20 protein-coding genes are annotated in these 17,462 nt (G+C 61.5%); 10 read left to right on the top strand and 10 right to left on the bottom strand.

Going from position 1 to position 17,462, the window contains the following annotated elements; translation table 11 throughout:
* Window positions 1–14: 14 nt before the first annotated feature.
* Entirely contained in the window at window positions 15–1,361 is a 1,347-nt protein-coding gene (locus tag ACHPFG_RS22525) for an NCS2 family permease (protein ID WP_145336497.1), read from the bottom strand.
* A 190-nt stretch (window positions 1,362–1,551) separates the two neighbouring features.
* On the bottom strand, window positions 1,552–1,986 hold the full coding sequence (locus ACHPFG_RS22520) for a MarR family winged helix-turn-helix transcriptional regulator (RefSeq protein WP_145336495.1): 435 nt from the start codon (window positions 1,984–1,986) through the stop codon (window positions 1,552–1,554).
* Window positions 1,987–2,067: 81 nt separating this feature from the next.
* Here ACHPFG_RS22520 and ACHPFG_RS22515 point away from each other — a divergent pair, with 81 nt between their 5' ends.
* A complete protein-coding gene (locus ACHPFG_RS22515) occupies window positions 2,068–3,234 on the top strand; it encodes a PLP-dependent aminotransferase family protein (protein WP_431700471.1) in 1,167 nt (388 codons plus the stop codon).
* 10 nt (window positions 3,235–3,244) lie between these two features.
* Window positions 3,245–3,847: a glutathione S-transferase family protein gene (locus ACHPFG_RS22510; protein WP_131700368.1), complete on the top strand. Its 603-nt coding sequence runs from the start codon at window positions 3,245–3,247 to the stop codon at window positions 3,845–3,847.
* A 60-nt stretch (window positions 3,848–3,907) separates the two neighbouring features.
* Here ACHPFG_RS22510 and ACHPFG_RS22505 read toward each other — a convergent pair whose 3' ends face one another.
* Window positions 3,908–4,804: a LysR family transcriptional regulator gene (locus ACHPFG_RS22505; protein ID WP_431700470.1), complete on the bottom strand. Its 897-nt coding sequence runs from the start codon at window positions 4,802–4,804 to the stop codon at window positions 3,908–3,910.
* 130 nt (window positions 4,805–4,934) lie between these two features.
* Between ACHPFG_RS22505 and ACHPFG_RS22500 the strand changes: the two genes are divergently transcribed.
* From ACHPFG_RS22500 to ACHPFG_RS22490, 3 genes are read left to right on the top strand one after another with little or no spacing between them, the layout of a single operon-like run.
* Window positions 4,935–6,227 (top strand): CitMHS family transporter, encoded by a 1,293-nt coding sequence (locus ACHPFG_RS22500; protein WP_065948608.1) that lies wholly within the window; start codon window positions 4,935–4,937, stop codon window positions 6,225–6,227.
* A gap of 1 nt (window position 6,228) precedes the next feature.
* Window positions 6,229–7,554: an acyclic terpene utilization AtuA family protein gene (locus ACHPFG_RS22495; protein ID WP_431700469.1), complete on the top strand. Its 1,326-nt coding sequence runs from the start codon at window positions 6,229–6,231 to the stop codon at window positions 7,552–7,554.
* Window positions 7,551–7,877: an AtuA-related protein gene (locus ACHPFG_RS22490; RefSeq protein ID WP_431700468.1), complete on the top strand. Its 327-nt coding sequence runs from the start codon at window positions 7,551–7,553 to the stop codon at window positions 7,875–7,877. Before ACHPFG_RS22495 ends, ACHPFG_RS22490 begins: the two co-directional genes overlap by 4 nt.
* 48 nt (window positions 7,878–7,925) lie before the next feature.
* On the opposite strand, the gene ACHPFG_RS22485 is transcribed toward ACHPFG_RS22490, so the two are convergent.
* From ACHPFG_RS22485 to ACHPFG_RS22465, 5 genes are all read right to left on the bottom strand, one after another.
* The gene (locus ACHPFG_RS22485; RefSeq protein WP_065926614.1) at window positions 7,926–8,297 is read right to left on the bottom strand and encodes a glutathione S-transferase N-terminal domain-containing protein; all 372 of its coding nucleotides are present in this window, start codon (window positions 8,295–8,297) and stop codon (window positions 7,926–7,928) included.
* 101 nt (window positions 8,298–8,398) lie between these two features.
* The gene (gene folE / locus ACHPFG_RS22480; RefSeq protein WP_003442011.1) at window positions 8,399–8,944 is read right to left on the bottom strand and encodes a GTP cyclohydrolase I FolE; all 546 of its coding nucleotides are present in this window, start codon (window positions 8,942–8,944) and stop codon (window positions 8,399–8,401) included.
* Between the two features lie 78 nt (window positions 8,945–9,022).
* Window positions 9,023–9,580 carry a Smr/MutS family protein gene (locus tag ACHPFG_RS22475; protein WP_053129354.1) on the bottom strand — a complete coding sequence of 186 codons (558 nt, stop codon included), beginning with the start codon at window positions 9,578–9,580 and terminating at the stop codon, window positions 9,023–9,025.
* A 75-nt stretch (window positions 9,581–9,655) separates the two neighbouring features.
* Window positions 9,656–9,976 (bottom strand): hypothetical protein, encoded by a 321-nt coding sequence (locus ACHPFG_RS22470; protein ID WP_131700373.1) that lies wholly within the window; start codon window positions 9,974–9,976, stop codon window positions 9,656–9,658.
* Between the two features lie 141 nt (window positions 9,977–10,117).
* A complete protein-coding gene (locus ACHPFG_RS22465) occupies window positions 10,118–10,708 on the bottom strand; it encodes a cysteine hydrolase family protein (protein ID WP_065926616.1) in 591 nt (196 codons plus the stop codon).
* 239 nt (window positions 10,709–10,947) lie between these two features.
* Between ACHPFG_RS22465 and prmB the strand changes: the two genes are divergently transcribed.
* Window positions 10,948–11,856: a 50S ribosomal protein L3 N(5)-glutamine methyltransferase gene (prmB, locus tag ACHPFG_RS22460; protein WP_065926617.1), complete on the top strand. Its 909-nt coding sequence runs from the start codon at window positions 10,948–10,950 to the stop codon at window positions 11,854–11,856.
* Between the two features lie 67 nt (window positions 11,857–11,923).
* Here prmB and ACHPFG_RS22455 read toward each other — a convergent pair whose 3' ends face one another.
* Window positions 11,924–12,733 carry a hypothetical protein gene (locus ACHPFG_RS22455; protein WP_065940505.1) on the bottom strand — a complete coding sequence of 270 codons (810 nt, stop codon included), beginning with the start codon at window positions 12,731–12,733 and terminating at the stop codon, window positions 11,924–11,926.
* Between the two features lie 99 nt (window positions 12,734–12,832).
* Complete coding sequence (locus tag ACHPFG_RS22450; RefSeq protein WP_431700467.1) at window positions 12,833–13,795, bottom strand: alpha/beta hydrolase; 963 nt, start codon at window positions 13,793–13,795, stop codon at window positions 12,833–12,835.
* Window positions 13,796–13,938: 143 nt separating this feature from the next.
* On the opposite strand from ACHPFG_RS22450, the gene aroC reads away from it, so the two are divergent.
* The 4 genes from aroC (at window position 13,939) to ACHPFG_RS22430 (ending at window position 17,208) form a co-directional block, all read left to right on the top strand.
* Window positions 13,939–15,030 carry a chorismate synthase gene (aroC, locus tag ACHPFG_RS22445; RefSeq protein ID WP_027603936.1) on the top strand — a complete coding sequence of 364 codons (1,092 nt, stop codon included), beginning with the start codon at window positions 13,939–13,941 and terminating at the stop codon, window positions 15,028–15,030.
* A 10-nt stretch (window positions 15,031–15,040) separates the two neighbouring features.
* On the top strand, window positions 15,041–16,201 hold the full coding sequence (locus ACHPFG_RS22440) for an MFS transporter (RefSeq protein ID WP_131700376.1): 1,161 nt from the start codon (window positions 15,041–15,043) through the stop codon (window positions 16,199–16,201).
* The gene (locus tag ACHPFG_RS22435; RefSeq protein ID WP_431700466.1) at window positions 16,198–16,728 is read left to right on the top strand and encodes a 1,2-dihydroxy-3-keto-5-methylthiopentene dioxygenase; all 531 of its coding nucleotides are present in this window, start codon (window positions 16,198–16,200) and stop codon (window positions 16,726–16,728) included. Before ACHPFG_RS22440 ends, ACHPFG_RS22435 begins: the two co-directional genes overlap by 4 nt.
* A gap of 210 nt (window positions 16,729–16,938) precedes the next feature.
* Window positions 16,939–17,208, top strand: a complete 270-nt coding sequence (locus tag ACHPFG_RS22430; RefSeq protein ID WP_431700465.1) for a response regulator transcription factor — start codon at window positions 16,939–16,941, stop codon at window positions 17,206–17,208.
* Window positions 17,209–17,462 lie beyond the last annotated feature (254 nt).

Below are 17,462 nucleotides of genomic sequence, written 5' to 3'. Positions count from 1 at the left end.
TGCATGCTCCTTTTCTATAGAAAGACGAACTTGGCGATAAAGATCGCGCACAACACCCACAGGCTTACGGAAATCTCGCGGTACTTGCCGGTACCGGCCTTGAGCGCCACATAGGTGATAAAGCCCAGGGCGATACCGTCGGCGACCGAGAAGGTCAGGGGCATCATGATCGCGGTCACGATGGCCGGGATGCTGTCGGTGGCCTCATCCCAATTGATGTGGGCCATGCTCGCCATCATCAGCATCGCCACGTAGATCAGCGCGCCTGCGGTGGCATAGGCCGGAATCATCCCCGCCAGCGGCGCGAAAAACATCGCCGCTACAAACAACACGCCGACGGTTACCGCCGTCAACCCGGTACGGCCCCCTGCGGCAACACCGGCAGCGCTTTCCACGTAGCTGGTCACCGGCGGCACGCCCACCATGGCGCCGAACACACTCGAAGCGCTGTCGGCCTTGAGGGCGCGGGACAGGTTATCGATCTTGCCGTCGGCATTCACCAGCCCGGCGCGTTGCGCAACGCCCATCAGTGTACCCGCAGTGTCAAACATGTGCACAAACAGGAAGGCAAATACCACGCTGATCATGCTGACATTGAATACACCTTTTATGTCCATGGCCATCCAGGTCGGCGCCAGGCTCGGTGGCGTGGAGAGAATGCCATTGTAATGCACCAGGTCGAGACCCCAACCAGCCAGGGTCACGGCGATGATGCTGATGAGGATCGCGCCGAACACCCGGTGGTAGCTGAGGATCGCGATCAACAGGAAACACACCGCCGCCAGCAGCGGCGCCGGCTCGTGCAGCGAACCGAGCTTGATCAGCGTGGCCGGGCTGTCGACGATAATGCCAGCGGTTTTCAGGCCGATCACCCCGAGGAACAACCCGACGCCGGCGCCCATGGCGTGGCGCAGGCTCACCGGAATGCTGTTGAGCAGCCATTCGCGCACCCGGGAGAGCGTCAGGCCCATGAACAGCACCCCGGAAATAAACACCGCACCCAGCGCGGTTTCCCAGTGGTAGCCCATGGTGCCGACCACGGTGTAGGTGAAAAACGCATTCAGCCCCATGCCCGGCGCCAGGCCCACCGGCCAGTTGGCGTACAGGCCCATCAACAGGCACCCCAGCGCGGCGGCGATGCAGGTGGCGACGAACGCAGCGCCGTGATCGATGCCGGCGTCGGCCATGATATTGGGGTTGACGAAGATGATGTAGGCCATGGTGATGAAGGTGGTGAGGCCGGCGATCAGCTCGGTCTTCACTGTGGTGCCATGCAAGCGCAGTTTGAACAGGCGTTCCAGCCAGCCGTTCTGTGAGGGGGCAAGGTCCAGCGTCGGGGCTTCGGATTTGCGGCTATCCACAGCGAGTACTCCTCAAGCATTTTATTGTTATGTCCAGCGCGGTGCGCTGTGAGGTACCGGCGGGTTTTGTTGACTGAAAGGTCAGGAACTCGCACGAAGCGAATTATGCTTTTGTATACAAAGAAAGCAAATAATGTTTTCTATTTTCTGTATGAAAAGGATGAAAGGCAACGCTCACTCGCCACCGGGATCAAGGCTGGCCTGCAAGTGCCTGATTTACCGCCAGCCAGCCCGTCACCGCTTCTTCCCCAGCTTCGGCGAAGGCGCGTCGCAACAACTTCACCTGTTCACGGCGCAGCGACTGCTCGAAACGCAGGCCTTCCTCGGTCAATTCCAGCAGGCGTTTGCGCTTGTCGGTCTCCGACGCAACGCTGTCCACCAAGTGCATTTCCTGCAATTGGCGTAGCGGCATATTCAGCGCCTGCTTGCTCACACCGAGCAATTCCAGCAGTTCCTTGACGCTCAACGCCGGGTAGCGCGCGATAAAAAACACGATGCGCTGGTGCACCCGGCTCAGCCCACGGCGCTCAAGCATTTCATCGGCCTTGGCAGTGAACGCCTGGTAACCGAAGAAGAACGCTTCCATGGCTTGTTGCTGGCTGTTTTGGTTTTTAAGGTCAAGCATGTTGACGTATCCACTCAAGCTGACGTAATTTCGGTCAACCAGTTTGACGTATTTCCCACAGGCTTCGCTAGCGGTGACCTTATGGCCTTCTCTGAACGTGTTACGCGCCTCAAAAGCTCCTTGATCCGTGAAATCCTCGCGGCCGCCCAGCGCCCGGAAGTGATGTCGTTTGCCGGTGGCCTGCCGGCCGAAGCCATGCTGCCGGCGCTGGACTGGGATGATATGCCGCTGAATATCGGCCAATACGGCATGAGCGAAGGTGAGCCGCAGTTGCGCGAACTGCTCGCCGCCGAGGCGCGTGCGTTGGGTGTGCCGTGCCAGGCCAGCCAGGTACTGGTGGTCAGCGGTTCCCAGCAAACCCTGGACCTGGCGGCCAAGCTGTATATCGACAAAGGCACCCAAATCCTGCTGGAAGGCCCGACTTACCTCGCTGCGTTGCAGATCTTCCAGCTGTTCGGCGCCGACTGTCTCACCGTGCAACTGGAAGCCGATGGCCCCAACCTGCCCAGCCTGCGCGCCAACCTTGAGCGCCATCGCCCGGCGTTCATCTACCTGATCCCGACGTTCCAGAACCCTTCGGCCGTGCGCTACAGCGAAGCCAAGCGCGAGGCCGTCGCCGCCTTGCTCGACGAGTTCGGCGTGACCCTGATCGAAGACGAACCCTATCGCGAGCTGACCTTCGACGGCGGCAGTGCGCAGCCCATCGTCGGCCGCTTGAAAAAAGCCAGCTGGATCTACACCGGCACGGTCTCCAAGACCCTGCTGCCCGGCCTGCGCGTGGGCTACCTGATCGCCAGCCCCGACCTGTTCCCGCACTTGCTCAAGCTCAAGCAGTCGGCGGACCTGCACACCAATCGCGTCGGCCAGTGGCAGGCCATGCAGTGGATCGCCACGCAGAAATACCAGCAGCACCTGGTGGAACTGCGCAGTTTCTACCGCGAGCGCCGCGATGCATTCCAGGTTGCACTGGCGCGTCACTTCGCCGATCTGGCCGACTGGCAAGTGCCCCAGGGCGGATTATTCTTCTGGCTGACCTTGAAACAGCCGCTCGATACCCGCACCTTGTTGGCTCCTGCGCTCGATCAGGACGTCGCGTTCATGCCCGGTGAACCGTTCTTTTCCGAGCCGGACCAGCATTTAGGCTCACTGCGACTCAACTTCAGCCACATCGACCCGGCCCGCCTGGACGAAGGGCTCAAACGCCTGGCCGCAGTGGTCCGTCAAGCACAGCACGCGCAAGCGGCATAAGGGGAGCCCCATGTACAAGGTTTATGGCGATTACAAGTCGGGCAACTGCTACAAGGTCAAATTGATGCTCAACCTGCTGGGCATCCCGTATCAATGGGTGGATATCGACATCCTCAACGGCGATACCGAGACCCCTGAATTCCTGGCCAAGAACCCCAACGGTAAGATCCCGGTGCTGGAACTGGAAGACGGCACCTGCCTGTGGGAGTCCAACGCGATCCTCAACTTCCTTGCCGATGGCAGCGAGTTCCTGCCTACCGAGCCGCGCCTGCGCACCCAAGTGCTGCAATGGCAGTTCTTCGAGCAGTACAGCCACGAGCCGTACATTGCAGTGGCGCGGTTTATCCAGTTTTACCTGAACATGCCGGAAGATCGCCTGGAGGAATACAAGACCACCCACAAGGGCGGTTACAAGGCCTTGCGGGTGATGGAGCGTCAGTTGCAGGCCACGCCTTACCTGGTGGGCGACCAGTATTCGATTGCCGATATTGCGCTGTATGCCTACACCCATGTGGCCCATGAAGGGGGGTTTGACCTGGCGCCTTACCCGGCGGTGCAGGCGTGGTTGAAGCGTGTGGCCAGCCATCCCAAGCATGTGGCGATGCTCGACTGATCACCGCGGTCAAAAAATGTGGGAGGGCGGTGCGACGATTCGACTTGCCCCCTCCCACATTCAGCTCGATGGCGTGTTAGATAATTCATCATTCAGCAGGTCAAAACAGCGCTGCGCCGCCGGGCTCAGGCCCATGCCGCTGCGACTGATCAACCCGATCTCCCGGTTCACCCCAGGATGGTCAATGTCGATGCGCTTCAACCCCGCCAGGCTGTCCGCCGCCGACTCCGGCAGCACACTGATCCCCAGGCCCTGGCGCACCAACGCCAGCACCGTCGACATGTAGTTGGCCTCCATCCCGGCATTCATCGTCAGCCGCGTTTCGTCAAACAACGCGTCCACCTGCTCGCGCACGCTGCTGTCGCGGCCGGTGAGGATGATCGGTTGGTCCGCCAGTTGCTCCAGGGTCAATTGGCGATGATGGGCGAGGGGGTGGTCCAGGGGCACAAATGCACACAATCGATCGTTCAGCACCGGCACGAACTCCAGGCCATGGCTTAGCCGCGCCCGTACGCCAATACCAAAATCCACTTCGCCTGCGCGCACCTGGGCATGAATACGGTGGGCCACCAGGTCCTGCAAACGCACCTCGATCCCGGCAAAACGCTCGCGAAACCGGCGCAGGGCCGGGGGCAGGGCGCCTGCGCAGACCGAAGGCAGGGCCGCGAGGGTGACCACGCCACGGCGCAAGGCCGCGAGGTCGCGGGAGCCGGTGACGATGTTGTCCAGGTCCAGCAGCAGCTTTTCCATCGGCCCGCGCGCGTCCTGACCGGCAGCGGTGATGCTCACATGCCGGGGGCTGCGGTCGAGCAGGGCGACGCCGAGCCAGTCTTCGAGTTGTTGCACCTGCACGGTGAGTGCCGAAGGAGAAAGATGCAGCTCATGGGCGGCCTTGGTAAAGCTGCCGGTACGGGCCACCGCAAGGAACGCTTGAATATGCTGGATCGAATTTTTCATTGTTGTTTTTCTCGAGCGTTTTGTTTTTACGAATATGACTGGCTGAACATTCCAATTTACAAAGACTAACGCGCTTCCAATACTCCAGGGAAAACAATAACCGGCCACCAAGGCCGCTCTGGAGTAACCCATGCTCGCTACCCTGGGTGTCATTACCATCCTGTGCCTGCTCGCTGCCGTCATGAGCAAACGCCTCTCGCCACTGGTGGCCCTGATCGCCTTGCCGATCATCGCCGCGCTGCTCGGTGGGTTCGGCCTGCAAACCAGTGCCTTCATCATTACCGGCATCAAGAACGTCGCCCCTGTGGTGGGCATGTTTGTGTTCGCGATCCTGTTTTTCGGGATCATGACCGATGCCGGGATGCTCGACCCCATCATTGATCGCATCCTGCGCACGGTAGGGACACGTCCTACACGGATTGTCGTCGGTACCGCGACCCTCGCCCTGCTGGTGCACCTGGACGGTTCCGGCGCGGTGACCTTTCTGGTGACGGTGCCGGCGATGCTGCCGTTGTATACGCGGCTGGGCATCGACAAACGCATCCTCGCCTGTGTTTGCGCGATGGCGGCCGGGGTCAACTTCCTGCCGTGGACCGGCCCGGTGCTGCGCTCTTCGGCGGCCTTGCATGTACCGGTGGCGGACCTGTTCCAGCCGCTGATCCCGGTGCAGATCGTCGGCCTGATCTTTGTTTTTGCCTGCGCCTGGTGGCTCGGTCGGCGTGAAGAAAAACGCCTGGGCCTGGGCGCCGGCTCCAGCGTGGATGCCGTGCCGCAACGGGTGCTCAGCGACGACGACATCAAGCTGCGCCGCCCACGCCTGTTCTGGGTCAACCTGATCCTGACCGTGCTGGTCATGGTGGTGATGATCGCCGGCTGGGTCGACCCGGTGGTGATGTTCATGCTTGGCACCGTGGTAGCGCTGTGCATCAACTACCCGAACGTGGACGCCCAGCGCGCACGCATCGATGCCCATGCGAAAACCGCCCTGACCATGGCCAGTATCCTGCTCGCCGCCGGGGTGTTCACCGGCATCATGCAAGGCACGGGCATGCTCAAGGCCATCGCTGAAGTGGCGGTGGCGCAGATTCCGGCCGGCCACGGCAAGCTGATCCCGGCGGTGGTGGGCTTCCTGTCCATGCCGCTGAGCATGCTGTTCGACCCCGACTCTTACTATTTCGGCGTGATGCCGGTGATCGCCGAAGTCGGCAAGGCGCTGGGCGTCGACCCACTGCAAGTGGCCCAGGCCTCGTTGCTGGGTGTACACACCACCGGTTTCCCGGTCAGCCCGCTGACCCCGGCGACCTTCCTGTTGGTGGGCCTGTGCAAGATCGAATTGGCCGATCACCAGCGCTTCACCATCCCTTTTCTGTTTGCCGCGTCGGTGTTGATGACCCTGACCGCGTTGCTCCTGGGAGTGATTTGAGATGAAAACCTTGCGCATCGGTTCCGGCGCCGGCTATTCCGGCGACCGTATCGAACCTGCCGTGGAATTGGCCGAGCGGGGCGACCTGGATTACCTGGTGTTCGAGTGCCTGGCCGAACGCACCATCGCCCTGGCGCAGCAGGCGCGAATCAGCGACCCACAGGGTGGTTATGACCCGCTGCTCAGTGAGCGCATGCAGCGTGTGCTGCCTTACGTCGGCCGCCATGAAGGGCGCCGCCGCCTGCGGGTGATCACCAATATGGGCGCGGCCAACCCGGTGTCGGCCGCCGTTGAAGTGCGCCGTATCGCCACGGAGCTGGGCCTGCACCTCAAGGTTGTGGCCGTGGTGGGCGATGATGTGTTGGCGGTCTTGCGGCCCGAGCAATTGCTGAATAACGGCCAGACCGTGGGGTCACTCGGCAAGCGCCTGATTTCCGCGAATGCCTACCTGGGCGTCGACGGCATTCTTGATGCCTTGCGCGCCGACGCCGATGTGGTGATCACCGGGCGGGTGGCCGACCCGTCGCTGTTCCTCGCCCCGCAGATGTTTGAGTTCGGCTGGGCGGCGGACGACTGGCAGCGCCTGGGGCGCGGCACGTTGGTCGGGCATTTGCTGGAGTGTGCCGGGCAGGTCAGCGGTGGTTATTTTGCCGATCCCGGTTTCAAGGACGTGGACGATCTTGCGCGCCTGGGTTTCCCGTTGGCCGAGATCGATGCTGCCGGTGAGGCCGTGATTACCAAGGTTGCGGGCTCCGGCGGGCGGGTCAGCCGTGCTACTTGCACAGAACAACTGATCTACGAAGTGCATGACCCCTCTGCGTATTTGACGCCTGACGTGACGGCCGACTTCTCCCAGGTGGGGTTCGTCGAAGAGGCTGTTGATCGCGTTCGCGCCCAGGGGGCGAGTGGTCGCGCACGGCCTGAGCAGTTGAAGGTGAGCGTTGGTTACCTGGATGGCTGGATTGGCGAAGGGCAGATGTCCTACGGCGGCCCCGGCGCGGTCGCACGGGCACAGCTGGCGCGGGATGTCGTACTCAAGCGTTTGGAACTGATGGGCGTGAAGATGCAGGACGTACGCGCCGAACTGATCGGCATGGACTCGCTGCACGGTCCACGCAGCAGCGTAGAGCCCTGGGAAGTACGCCTGCGTGTGGCTGCCCGCTGTGAAGACCGCAGCGAAGCGGTGCGGGTCGGCAATGAAGTGGAAACCCTTTACACCAACGGCCCGTCCGGTGGCGGTGGTGCGAGTAAAAGCGTACGGCAGGTGGTGGCGGTGGCGTCGTTGCTGCTGCCCCGTGCCGCGGTCAACCCGAGGATCGAAGCATGAAACTGCACACGCTGGCCCATTCCCGTACCGGCGATAAGGGCGACACCTCGAACATCTCGATCATCGCCTATCGCGTCGAGGATTATCCGTTGCTGCGTGAGCAGCTCACGGTCGAGCGCGTGGCCGAGTTTTTTGCAGGCTTGCTGGAGCCTGGCGCTGCGCCGGTACGGCGTTATGAACTGCCCAACGTGCAAGCGCTGAACTTCGTACTGCCGGGGATATTGCGCGGCGGCGTAACCCGTTCGCTGGCGCTGGATGCTCATGGCAAGTGCCTCGGCTCGGCGCTGCTTGAGTTGGACCTGGATTTGCCAACACCGAACTGAATGTGGGAGGTGGCAAGCTCCCTCCCACATTGGATCTCAGCAGGTCTGTCAGACCGCAGCGAAACGCTTGTCCAGGTAATCGATGATCACCTTGGAGTCATACATCCAGGTGGTCTGGCCATTCTCTTCGATGCGCAGGCACGGCACCTTGATCTTGCCACCTTGCTCCAGCAGGGTCTGGCGGTCCTGCTCGTTGTTCTTCGCATCCTTCAGCGCCACCGGCACATTCAGGCGGTGCAGGGTGCGGCGGGTCTTCACGCAGAACGGGCAGGCGTGGAATTGATACAGGGTCAGGTCCTTGGCCGCTGCGTTCACCTGCGCCTGTTGTTCGGCAGGGCGCTGCTTTTTGCGCGGACGGGTAAGTAAGTCGCCGGCGATGATGACGTGGCCGAGGCCCACTCGAAGTGCTTTGACGAACATGGCTGAAACCTCTTGCCCATGAAGAAGGGGCCGCAGCTTACCTTAATTCTGCAGGCGAAAAAAAACCGGCGATGAACGCCGGTGTTTTTCTACGCAGCCTATTACTTGATCAGGCTGAGGAATTCGCTGCGGGTGGCCGCATTTTCGCGGAACTCACCCAGCATCACCGACGTGATCATCGACGAATTCTGTTTCTCCACACCGCGCATCATCATGCACATGTGCTTGGCTTCGATCACCACGGCCACGCCCAGGGCGCCGGTCACTTGCATCACCGCGTCGGCGATCTGGCGGCTGAGGTTTTCCTGGATCTGCAGGCGGCGCGCATACATGTCGACAATCCGCGCGACCTTCGACAGGCCCAGCACTTTGCCGCTCGGGATATACGCCACATGCGCCTTGCCGATAAACGGCAGCAGGTGATGTTCGCACAACGAGTACAACTCGATGTCCTTGACCAGCACCATTTCGCTGTTGTCGGAGCTGAACAAGGCACCGTTGGTGACTTCTTCGAGCGTCTGTTCATAGCCGCGGCAAAGGTACTGCATCGCCTTGGCGGCACGCTTAGGCGTGTCGAGCAGGCCCTCGCGGGAAACGTCCTCGCCGAGTTGGCCGAGAATCGCGGTGTAATTCTGTTCCAGGGACATGAAACTACCTGTGGGATTTTCGCAAAGCGCAAGGTTACGGTGGCCGACACATCGCTGCAAGCCTGACGATGGCACTTGTTACTCGTCGCGCCCTTCCATCATCGTGCGCTTGAGCATCACATACACCGCCCCCGCCCCACCGTGGCGTGCCTGGCACGAGGTAAAGCCGAGCACCTGGGCATGCTGGCGCAGCCAGGTGTTGACGTGACTCTTGATCATGGGCTTCTTGCCGTCCAACCGCACCGCCTTGCCGTGGGTGACGCGCACGCAGCGGATTTCGAATTTGGTGGCTTCGGCGAGGAAGGCCCACAGGGTTTCCCGGGCTTTCTCCACGTTCATGCCGTGCAGGTCGAGGCTGCCTTCGAACGGGATCTGACCGACCTTGAGCTTGCGCATCTGGCTTTCCTGTACGCCGTCGCGGGCCCACATCAGCTCATCTTCGGGGCCGACGTCAATCACGAACTGGTCCGACAGGCCATCGACGGTAGTGGCGTCGGTGCGCACGGTCGCGGCCTGGCGCAACTTGGCGATCTGCGCGCGGTCGGCCTTGGGTTTGCCGGTGTCGGCGCGGTCGTGCTTGATCGGCTTGACGCCGCGCAGCTCGTTTTTGAACAGGGAAAAATCGTCGTCTTGCATGTCAGCCTCCGCGAAGGGCGGGCAGTTTACCTAAATCGCGGCGGCCGGGGCGCAGGAAACGCTATCCAAGCGCCATCAGTCATGCTTTTTCATCAGGTGCGAGGCGATATTCAGTGACAACGGCTGGCGCATCTTCCGACGGCTGCGTCGCCATAACCAGACGCCCAGCCACAGCACCAGCAACCCGATCACCGCCAGGAGCGCCGAACCGCCGGGGCTGGCATTCAGTTCACCAAGGGCCGGCGAGTGGCCAAACAAACCGGCGCCACCAGCGCCGGTCAACAGCAAACCTACTACCGCCAGCAGCGCGGCAATGCCGGCCACCAAGCGCAGACGCCAGTTGCTCGGGCCCTTGGGGCGCAAGCGACGAGCGTCAAAACCATCGGATATCTTCATTCCGACCTTTCCTCCAGGGTATCGGCCCTTCGACCGGAAGTTACACAGGTTGTTCCTGTGCCAGAGGTAATTGCAGCAAATGACAGGCATTTGCAGATGAGCGGGGCCATCAACAGGCCGCACCGCTCATCAGAAGCACGATCAGATCAGATCTTTAGTCAGGGCGAGGGTGGCGAAGTTGTCAGCCATGATGGCCATTTCGGTTTGCTGCACATGCTCGGCGCTCAGGATGCCGCCCTTGTAGGGCAGGTCGCGGGTGGCGCAGGCGTCTTCCACCAGGGTGCAGCGAAAGCCCAGGTTCTTGGCGGCGCGTACGGTGGTGCTGACGCTGGAATGGCTCATGAAGCCGCAGACGATCAGGTCCAGGGAGCCGAGGTCCTGCAGGTGTTTTTCCAGGCCGGTGCCGTGGAAGGCGCTGGGCAGCAGCTTGCCGATGATGGTTTCGTCACCTTGAGGTTCGAGGCCGGGGATGAACTCACCACGCTCGCCCTGCGGGTCAAACAGGCCGCCCACGGTACCGAGGTGACGCACATGCACGATCGGGCGTCCGGCGTTGCGTGCAGCGGCGACCAGTTGCTTGATATTGCCGACCGCCGCGTCCATGCCGGAGAGGGCGAGCGGGCCACTGAGGTATTCCTTTTGGGCGTCGATGATCACGAGGGTCGCATGGCCAAGGTTGGCAGCTGCGTAACCACGACCGCTGAGTTGAAACATCGTCTTTGGAACGGACATTCTGGGGCTCCTGTGAGGGGGGCTTTTGCGTCATTGTCCACTGGCTGAGCGGTTCTGTGAATCGCTACTATTGTAAGGTACGCCGTTGCTGGCGTGCAGCCATGTCAAGTGGCGGTGATGTTTAACCGAATGATGGCGATTTGGATGAAATCCGACGTACGGCGACAGGTTTTCGTACATCGTCGGCACAGGCGAAGGCTGTTAGAATCGCCAGTCGTTTTTTCCAGGAGTCTGCCCCCGTGATCACATCCCGCCTGCGCACCTTGCGCGACCACATCCGTTGGGCTGTCAGCCGTTTCCATGGGGAAGACCTGTTTTTTGGCCACGGTACCGACAATGCCTGGGACGAAGCCCGGCAGTTGGTGCTCGGCGCTTTGCACCTGCCATGGGAAATTGCCGACAGCTACCTGGATTGCAACCTGGAAGAAGAGGAAATCTCCCACGTACAACGCTTGCTGCATCGCCGTATCCACGAGCGCGTGCCTACCGCCTATCTGTTGAAAGAGGCGTGGTTCTGCGGCATGTCGTTTATCGTTGACGAGCGCGTGCTGATCCCGCGTTCACCCATCGGCGAGTTGATCGAAAACCGCTTCGAGCCTTGGCTGGCCCAACCGCCGGCGCGCATCCTCGACCTGTGCACCGGCTCCGGTTGCATCGGCATTGCCTGCGCTTACGAGTTCCAGGACGCCGAAGTGGTACTCGGTGACTTGTCCTTCGAAGCCCTGGAAGTAGCCAACCAGAATATCGAGCGCCATGGTGTCGACGAGCGCGTGTACACCGTGCAGGGCGATGGCTTCGACGGCCTGCCGGGCCAGCGCTTTGACCTGATTGTGTCCAACCCACCGTATGTGGATGCCGAAGACTTTGCCGACATGCCGGACGAATACCAGCACGAGCCGGAGCTGGGCCTGGCCTGTGGCGACGATGGCTTGAACCTGGTGCGGCGCATGCTGGCCGAGGCGGCGGACCACCTGACCGAGAAGGGTTTGCTGATCGTCGAGGTGGGTAACAGCCAGGTGCATGTTGACGCGCTGTACCCGGAAGTGGACTTCGCCTGGCTGGACTTCCAGCGGGGTGGGCATGGGGTGTTCATGCTCACGGCCGAACAGTGCCGGGAACATCAGGCAATCTTCGCCGCTCGGGTTTAACCAACCTTATCAGTAGAAAATGTGGGAGGGGGAAAGCCCCCCCACATTTTGATTGCTTTCCAGCCGGCTAGCGGTGCGTGGCAATCCAGATCAACAGCCCCGCCTGAAACACGGTGAACGCCACCAGGCAGGTGATGGTGAACCGCAACCCGCTGTCCTCACGCTTGAACTTGGTGACCTTTTCTTCTTCCTTGCGCAGCTTCACTTCCTGCTCCAACAGGTTGTGCTCGGCCTGTTGCAGCATCTGCGCGGCTTCAAGGATCTCCACGAACTGCACCTTCTCGGTGTTCCAACTGTCGAGCACGTCGCTGACCTTGCCCGGCTGCACGTTGCCTTTGAGGTGCTGCACATCGGCGTAGGCCACATCGAAACCCTGGACGCGCAGGAAGTGATCGCGGCGCAGGCGTGTGGCTTCGTTGAGTGCATCCTTGTTGGCCAGGTCCACGCCGTCGACGCGGTAGTGCGACCATTTCTTCTTCGCCCACGCGGCGCCCTGGGCCACCAGGAAGCGACCGATGCCGCGGTTGGCCGGTTCGATTTCCAGGCTGTTGCCCGGGCCGAAGTGCACGCGGTGTTTATCGTGATCCACCCAGATATCCAGATGGTTCTGCTCACGGCGCACCCGCTGCCCCGGCAATTGGATGACCATGCGCAACAGGCTGTGGTGTTTGTCATGGCGCTCGGCATAGCCGAACTGTACGAACCTTAGCGGCCGCAGGCCGGTGGCGCGGTCGGTGGCCAGCGGGGCCAGGCGCAGCATCTTGAAATGCTCGGCCTGAACATCCGCCCACGGCAGGGGAGCCGCCGTGTCGATGGCCTCGGTTTTTTCAGCCGGGGTGTCGGCGGTCGGTTCCGGTGTTGCTTCAGTGGTTGTCATGCGGTGCGATCCTGTCCAAGCCCTGCAAGTCGACCGTCTTTTTGCCGTCGACCCTGGGCTTATCGGCCGATTTCTGCAGGACTGGAGGCAAATTGTCGCTTAACGGGGTTGAAGTCCGTCGATAAAGCGCACCACACGGTTGCCCAGCTCGGCGGCGAGGGGTAATTGCGGGTCATTGTAGGAGGCCAATTGTTGCTTTACGTCGTTGGGCACGATGCGCATCACGTGGTTCATGCCTTCGATCACCGTCAGTTCGGCATCGGGCTTGGCCCTTTTGAGTTGCTGGGCGTCGCCGACACCTACCTGAATATCGTTGGTGCCCTGGATGATCAACGCCGGCATGCGCAGTTTCGCAAAGGCCGCCGAAGGGTCGGCGCGAAACAGGCTGATCAGATACGGCTGCACGCTGGGTCGGAAAATGCCCTCCAACGGGCCAGGCACATCGGCATCCACCTGACCGGCCTTGAGGTGATCAAGGATTTCATTGCTGCGCAGCAGCAGGGCAGGGGGCAGGTGATCGGCCAGTTGCTGGCGGATGACCTGATCCACCGGGCGGGCGCTGCCGGACAGGGATATCACCCCGGCCGGGTCGAGTTGCGGTGCAGCCAGTGCGGCCACCAGAGCGCCTTCGCTGTGGCCCAGCACAATCAGCGGGCCCATGCGTTTGTCGGCTTTGAGCAATTTACCCCAGGCCACCGCGTCGGCCACATAGGCGTCGAGGGTCAGGTTGCGTTCGTTGGGCGTGGCGGCCAGGCTGGCGGCTACACCGCGCTTGTCGTAGCGCACGCTGGCGATGTTGTGCCGGGCCAGCACCCAGGCCAGGCGCTTGAGGCTGTCATTGCGTGCGCCGTCGGCGCTGTTGCCGTTGCGGTCGGTGGGGCCGGAGCCGGCGATGATCAACACCACCGGGACCGGCTTGTCGGACTGGGGCAGCAGCAGCGAGCCAAACAGTTCGCCGCTGCCGGTGTCCAGGCTGATCGGGCGTTGCAGTACGACAGGGGAGGCGGCGTGGGCCACGGCGGTAAACAGGGTCAGGGTAAACAGAAGAACTCGCAGCATCATCGCGCCATCATGAGGAAGGTGCCGGTTGGACCAAGGTCTACCGGTAAGGTTTCGAGGATGAACTAGTCGGTTAGCCTGCGTATACTGGCCGCCTTAAGTTATTACGGTTGACTTGATTCAACTGATTTCACGGAGCGCCCTGCATGTCCGGCAATACCTTCGGCAAGCTGTTCACTGTCACCACCGCGGGCGAAAGCCATGGCCCGGCGTTGGTCGCCATTGTCGACGGCTGCCCGCCCGGCCTCGAGCTGTCCCTGGAAGACCTGCAGCGTGACCTCGACCGCCGCAAGCCCGGCACCAGCCGCCACACCACCCAGCGCCAGGAGCCCGACGAAGTCGAGATCCTCTCCGGGGTGTTCGAAGGCCGCACCACCGGGTGCGCCATCGGCCTGCTGATTCGCAACACCGACCAGAAGTCCAAGGACTACTCGGCGATCAAGGATCTGTTCCGCCCGGCTCACGCCGACTACACCTACCACCATAAATACGGCGAACGTGACTACCGTGGCGGCGGCCGCAGCTCGGCGCGCGAAACCGCGATGCGTGTGGCTGCCGGCGCCATCGCCAAGAAATACCTGGCGACCCAGGGCATCGTCATCCGTGGCTACATGAGCCAGTTGGGCCCGATTGAAATCCCGTTCAAGACCTGGGACAGCGTGGAAGACAACGCCTTTTTCTGCCCTGACCCGGACAAAGTGCCGGAACTGGAAGCCTACATGGACCAGCTGCGCCGCGACCAGGATTCGGTCGGCGCCAAGATCACCGTGGTCGCCGAAGGCGTCAAGCCGGGCCTGGGCGAGCCGATCTTCGACCGCCTCGACGCCGAACTGGCCCATGCGCTGATGAGCATCAATGCGGTGAAAGGTGTGGAAATCGGCGCCGGTTTCGCCTGCGTGTCCCAGCGTGGCACCGAGCACCGCGATGAACTGACCCCGGAAGGCTTCCTCAGCAACAACGCGGGCGGCATCCTCGGCGGTATTTCCTCCGGCCAACCGATTGTTGCGCACCTGGCACTCAAGGCCACCTCGAGCATCACTACCCCCGGCCGTTCCATCGATGTGCACGGCAACCCGGTGGACGTGATCACCAAGGGCCGTCACGACCCGTGCGTGGGCATCCGTGCCACGCCGATTGCCGAAGCGATGATGGCCATCGTGTTGATGGACCACCTGTTGCGCAATCGCGGGCAAAACGCCGATGTGCGCGTGAGTACCCCGGTGCTGGGCCAACTGTGACGGCGCGGCGGTGACAGCCCTCCCATACTGGCGTCTCTCCAGCTTCTACCTGTTCTACTTCGCCCTGCTCGGGGCGACGGCGCCGTTCCTGGCGCTGTACTTCGACCACCTGGGGTTCTCCAGCGCGCGTATCGGCGAGCTGGTGGCCATCCCCATGCTGATGCGCTGCGTGGCCCCCAACCTGTGGGGCTGGCTGGGCGACTACACCGGCCGACGTCTGGCCATCGTGCGCTTCGGCGCGGTGTGCACCCTGTTGAGTTTTTCCCTGATCTTCATCAGCCACACCTACGCCTGGCTGGCCCTGGTGATGGCCCTGCATGCGTTCTTCTGGCACGCGGTGCTGCCGCAGTTCGAAGTGATCACACTGGCCCACCTGCAAAAACAGACCTCGCGCTATAGCCAGGTACGCCTGTGGGGCTCCATCGGTTTTATCCTCACCGTGGTGATCATGGGTCGCCTGTTCGACTGGCTGAGCCTGGACATCTACCCGGTGGTGGTCGTGGTGATCATGGCTGGCATCATCGGCGCCAGCCTGTGGGTGCCGAATGCGCAGCCCGCCAGCCACGGTAATCGCCTGGCGGCTGATGGATTCCTCAAGCAATTGCGCAGCCCCGGCGTACTGGCGTTTTACGCCTGTGTGGCGCTGATGCAAATGAGCCATGGCCCGTATTACACCTTCCTGACCCTGCACCTCGAACACCTCGGCTACAGCCGTGGCGTGATCGGCACGCTGTGGGCCCTGGGTGTGGTGGCGGAAGTGCTGATGTTCCTGGGCATGAGCCGCATCCTTGCGCGTTTTTCGGTACGCCGGGTGCTGCTGGCCAGTTTCCTGCTGGCAGCACTGCGCTGGTTGCTGCTGGGCTCGTTTGCCGAACTCCCGTGGGTGCTGTTGCTGGCGCAGGTCATGCACGCTGCCACGTTCGGCAGTTTTCACGCGGCGGCGATTGCCTTTGTGCAGCGCAGCTTTGGCGATAAGCAACAAGGCCAGGGCCAGGCGCTGTACGCCGCCCTGGCCGGCACCGGCGGTGCGCTGGGTGCGCTGTATTCCGGCTACAGCTGGAACCTGCTGGGGCCGACCGTCACCTTTAGTATTGCCAGCGTCGCAGCCCTGGCCGCGGCCGTTATCATCGGTTTTCGATTGCAAGAGCAGAACCAAGGAACCCTTCAATGAGTTATGTCGCCGTCTACCCCGTTGCTTCACCGGATACCCCGAACAAGGTCCTGAGCCATGTCGACGACATCGCTGCCACCCTGGCCGAGCACGGTGTGCGGTTCGAGCGCTGGCAGCCAGGCCTGATCGAGAGGGACGCCAGCGACGCTGAAATGATTGCCGCCTATCAGCCGCAGATCGATGCACTAGGCTATGGTGCGGTGGCGGTGCTCCGTGTCACGAGCGACCACCCGCAGAAAGCCGAATGGCGTGCCCGGTTCCTGGATGAGCGCCGCTACAACGAAGACGAAGTGCGTTTTTTCATCGCCGGCCAGGGTTTGTTCAACCTGCATGTTGGCGACTACGTGTATGCCGTGCGTTGTGAGAAAAACGACCTGCTGGGGGTGCCGGCCGGTATGGCGCACTGGTTTGATATGGGGGAGAACCCGCACTGTATAACGCTGCGACTCTTCAATAATGCGCAAAGCCCAGTGCCGGAGTTGACGGGCGACGATATCGCCCGACGCTTTCCGGGTCTGGATGACTAATTACGGTGTATCGAAAACTTCAACCCCCGCATGTTGGAAGTTGTTGTGGGAATAAACTCTTATTCTTGTAAGGCCCGGCTGTTTATCGCGGGGCCTGCGCCTTAGTGCCATTGGTTATGTAACTCTTTGCGGCATCAACGTTTATATCACCTGTCAATAGGAGGAATCCGAAGGTGATAGGGCGATAGCCAACAAAAGGGAGTGAAACTAATGAGAGGCCCCAGGGAATTGTTTCCAACGCCAAACTCCGTGCCCAGCACTGTCAGAAGGCGTTTGAGTTTGTCCGGAAAACCACTGACGCCTACGGAACTGGAAATCCTGCGTTGGGCCTCCGAAGGCAAGACCGTCTGGGAAATCAGCCAGATTCGCGCCACGTCCGAAGCGACGGTGAAATTCCACCTGCGCAATATCTACGGCAAACTTGGAGTGACCAACCGCGTGCAGGCGATGAATGAGGCGGCACGCCAAGGTTTATGCTGACCCAAGCGAGCCTTGGATGAGGACTTTCGGCCACCGAAGCAATCGGTTTGAAGCGTCATAGTCCAGCCACAACGAAGCCGTGCTTCGGCCTGTCAAGGCATTCGTGCGGCGCTCCAGCAACGCCTGGTCGATCTTGATGCGCAAAAGGGCATCCCATGCTCGGTCGAACTCTCGAATGAACATGCGCAATAACGGTAATCCCATGACCTCGACCTTGCACCTAATTGACCTCATCATCGTGTCGCCCATTCACA

The sequence above is a fragment of the Pseudomonas sp. BR20 genome, assembly GCF_050780135.1.
In the GTDB taxonomy this organism is placed as follows: Bacteria; Pseudomonadota; Gammaproteobacteria; order Pseudomonadales; family Pseudomonadaceae; genus Aquipseudomonas.
Note: the sequence above shows the minus strand (reverse complement) of the source record. Positions and strands in the feature narration are given on the sequence as shown.

What these genes read in the sequence shown, in the direction of transcription:
- ACHPFG_RS22455 (WP_065940505.1), bottom strand. Translation starts at nt 12,733, where the DNA reads ATGACAACCACTGAAGCAACACCGGAACCGACCGCCGACACCCCGGCT.
- folE (WP_003442011.1), bottom strand. Translation starts at nt 8,944, where the DNA reads ATGTCCCTGGAACAGAATTACACCGCGATTCTCGGCCAACTCGGCGAG.
- ACHPFG_RS22475 (WP_053129354.1), bottom strand. Translation starts at nt 9,580, where the DNA reads ATGCAAGACGACGATTTTTCCCTGTTCAAAAACGAGCTGCGCGGCGTC.
- ACHPFG_RS22505 (WP_431700470.1), bottom strand. Translation starts at nt 4,804, where the DNA reads ATGAAAAATTCGATCCAGCATATTCAAGCGTTCCTTGCGGTGGCCCGT.
- ACHPFG_RS22490 (WP_431700468.1), top strand. Translation starts at nt 7,551, where the DNA reads ATGAAACTGCACACGCTGGCCCATTCCCGTACCGGCGATAAGGGCGAC.
- ACHPFG_RS22470 (WP_131700373.1), bottom strand. Translation starts at nt 9,976, where the DNA reads ATGAAGATATCCGATGGTTTTGACGCTCGTCGCTTGCGCCCCAAGGGC.
- aroC (WP_027603936.1), top strand. Translation starts at nt 13,939, where the DNA reads ATGTCCGGCAATACCTTCGGCAAGCTGTTCACTGTCACCACCGCGGGC.
- ACHPFG_RS22465 (WP_065926616.1), bottom strand. Translation starts at nt 10,708, where the DNA reads ATGTCCGTTCCAAAGACGATGTTTCAACTCAGCGGTCGTGGTTACGCA.
- ACHPFG_RS22450 (WP_431700467.1), bottom strand. Translation starts at nt 13,795, where the DNA reads ATGATGCTGCGAGTTCTTCTGTTTACCCTGACCCTGTTTACCGCCGTG.
- ACHPFG_RS22430 (WP_431700465.1), top strand. Translation starts at nt 16,939, where the DNA reads ATGAGAGGCCCCAGGGAATTGTTTCCAACGCCAAACTCCGTGCCCAGC.
- ACHPFG_RS22510 (WP_131700368.1), top strand. Translation starts at nt 3,245, where the DNA reads ATGTACAAGGTTTATGGCGATTACAAGTCGGGCAACTGCTACAAGGTC.
- ACHPFG_RS22485 (WP_065926614.1), bottom strand. Translation starts at nt 8,297, where the DNA reads ATGTTCGTCAAAGCACTTCGAGTGGGCCTCGGCCACGTCATCATCGCC.
- ACHPFG_RS22520 (WP_145336495.1), bottom strand. Translation starts at nt 1,986, where the DNA reads ATGCTTGACCTTAAAAACCAAAACAGCCAGCAACAAGCCATGGAAGCG.
- ACHPFG_RS22500 (WP_065948608.1), top strand. Translation starts at nt 4,935, where the DNA reads ATGCTCGCTACCCTGGGTGTCATTACCATCCTGTGCCTGCTCGCTGCC.
- ACHPFG_RS22435 (WP_431700466.1), top strand. Translation starts at nt 16,198, where the DNA reads ATGAGTTATGTCGCCGTCTACCCCGTTGCTTCACCGGATACCCCGAAC.
- ACHPFG_RS22495 (WP_431700469.1), top strand. Translation starts at nt 6,229, where the DNA reads ATGAAAACCTTGCGCATCGGTTCCGGCGCCGGCTATTCCGGCGACCGT.
- ACHPFG_RS22515 (WP_431700471.1), top strand. Translation starts at nt 2,068, where the DNA reads ATGGCCTTCTCTGAACGTGTTACGCGCCTCAAAAGCTCCTTGATCCGT.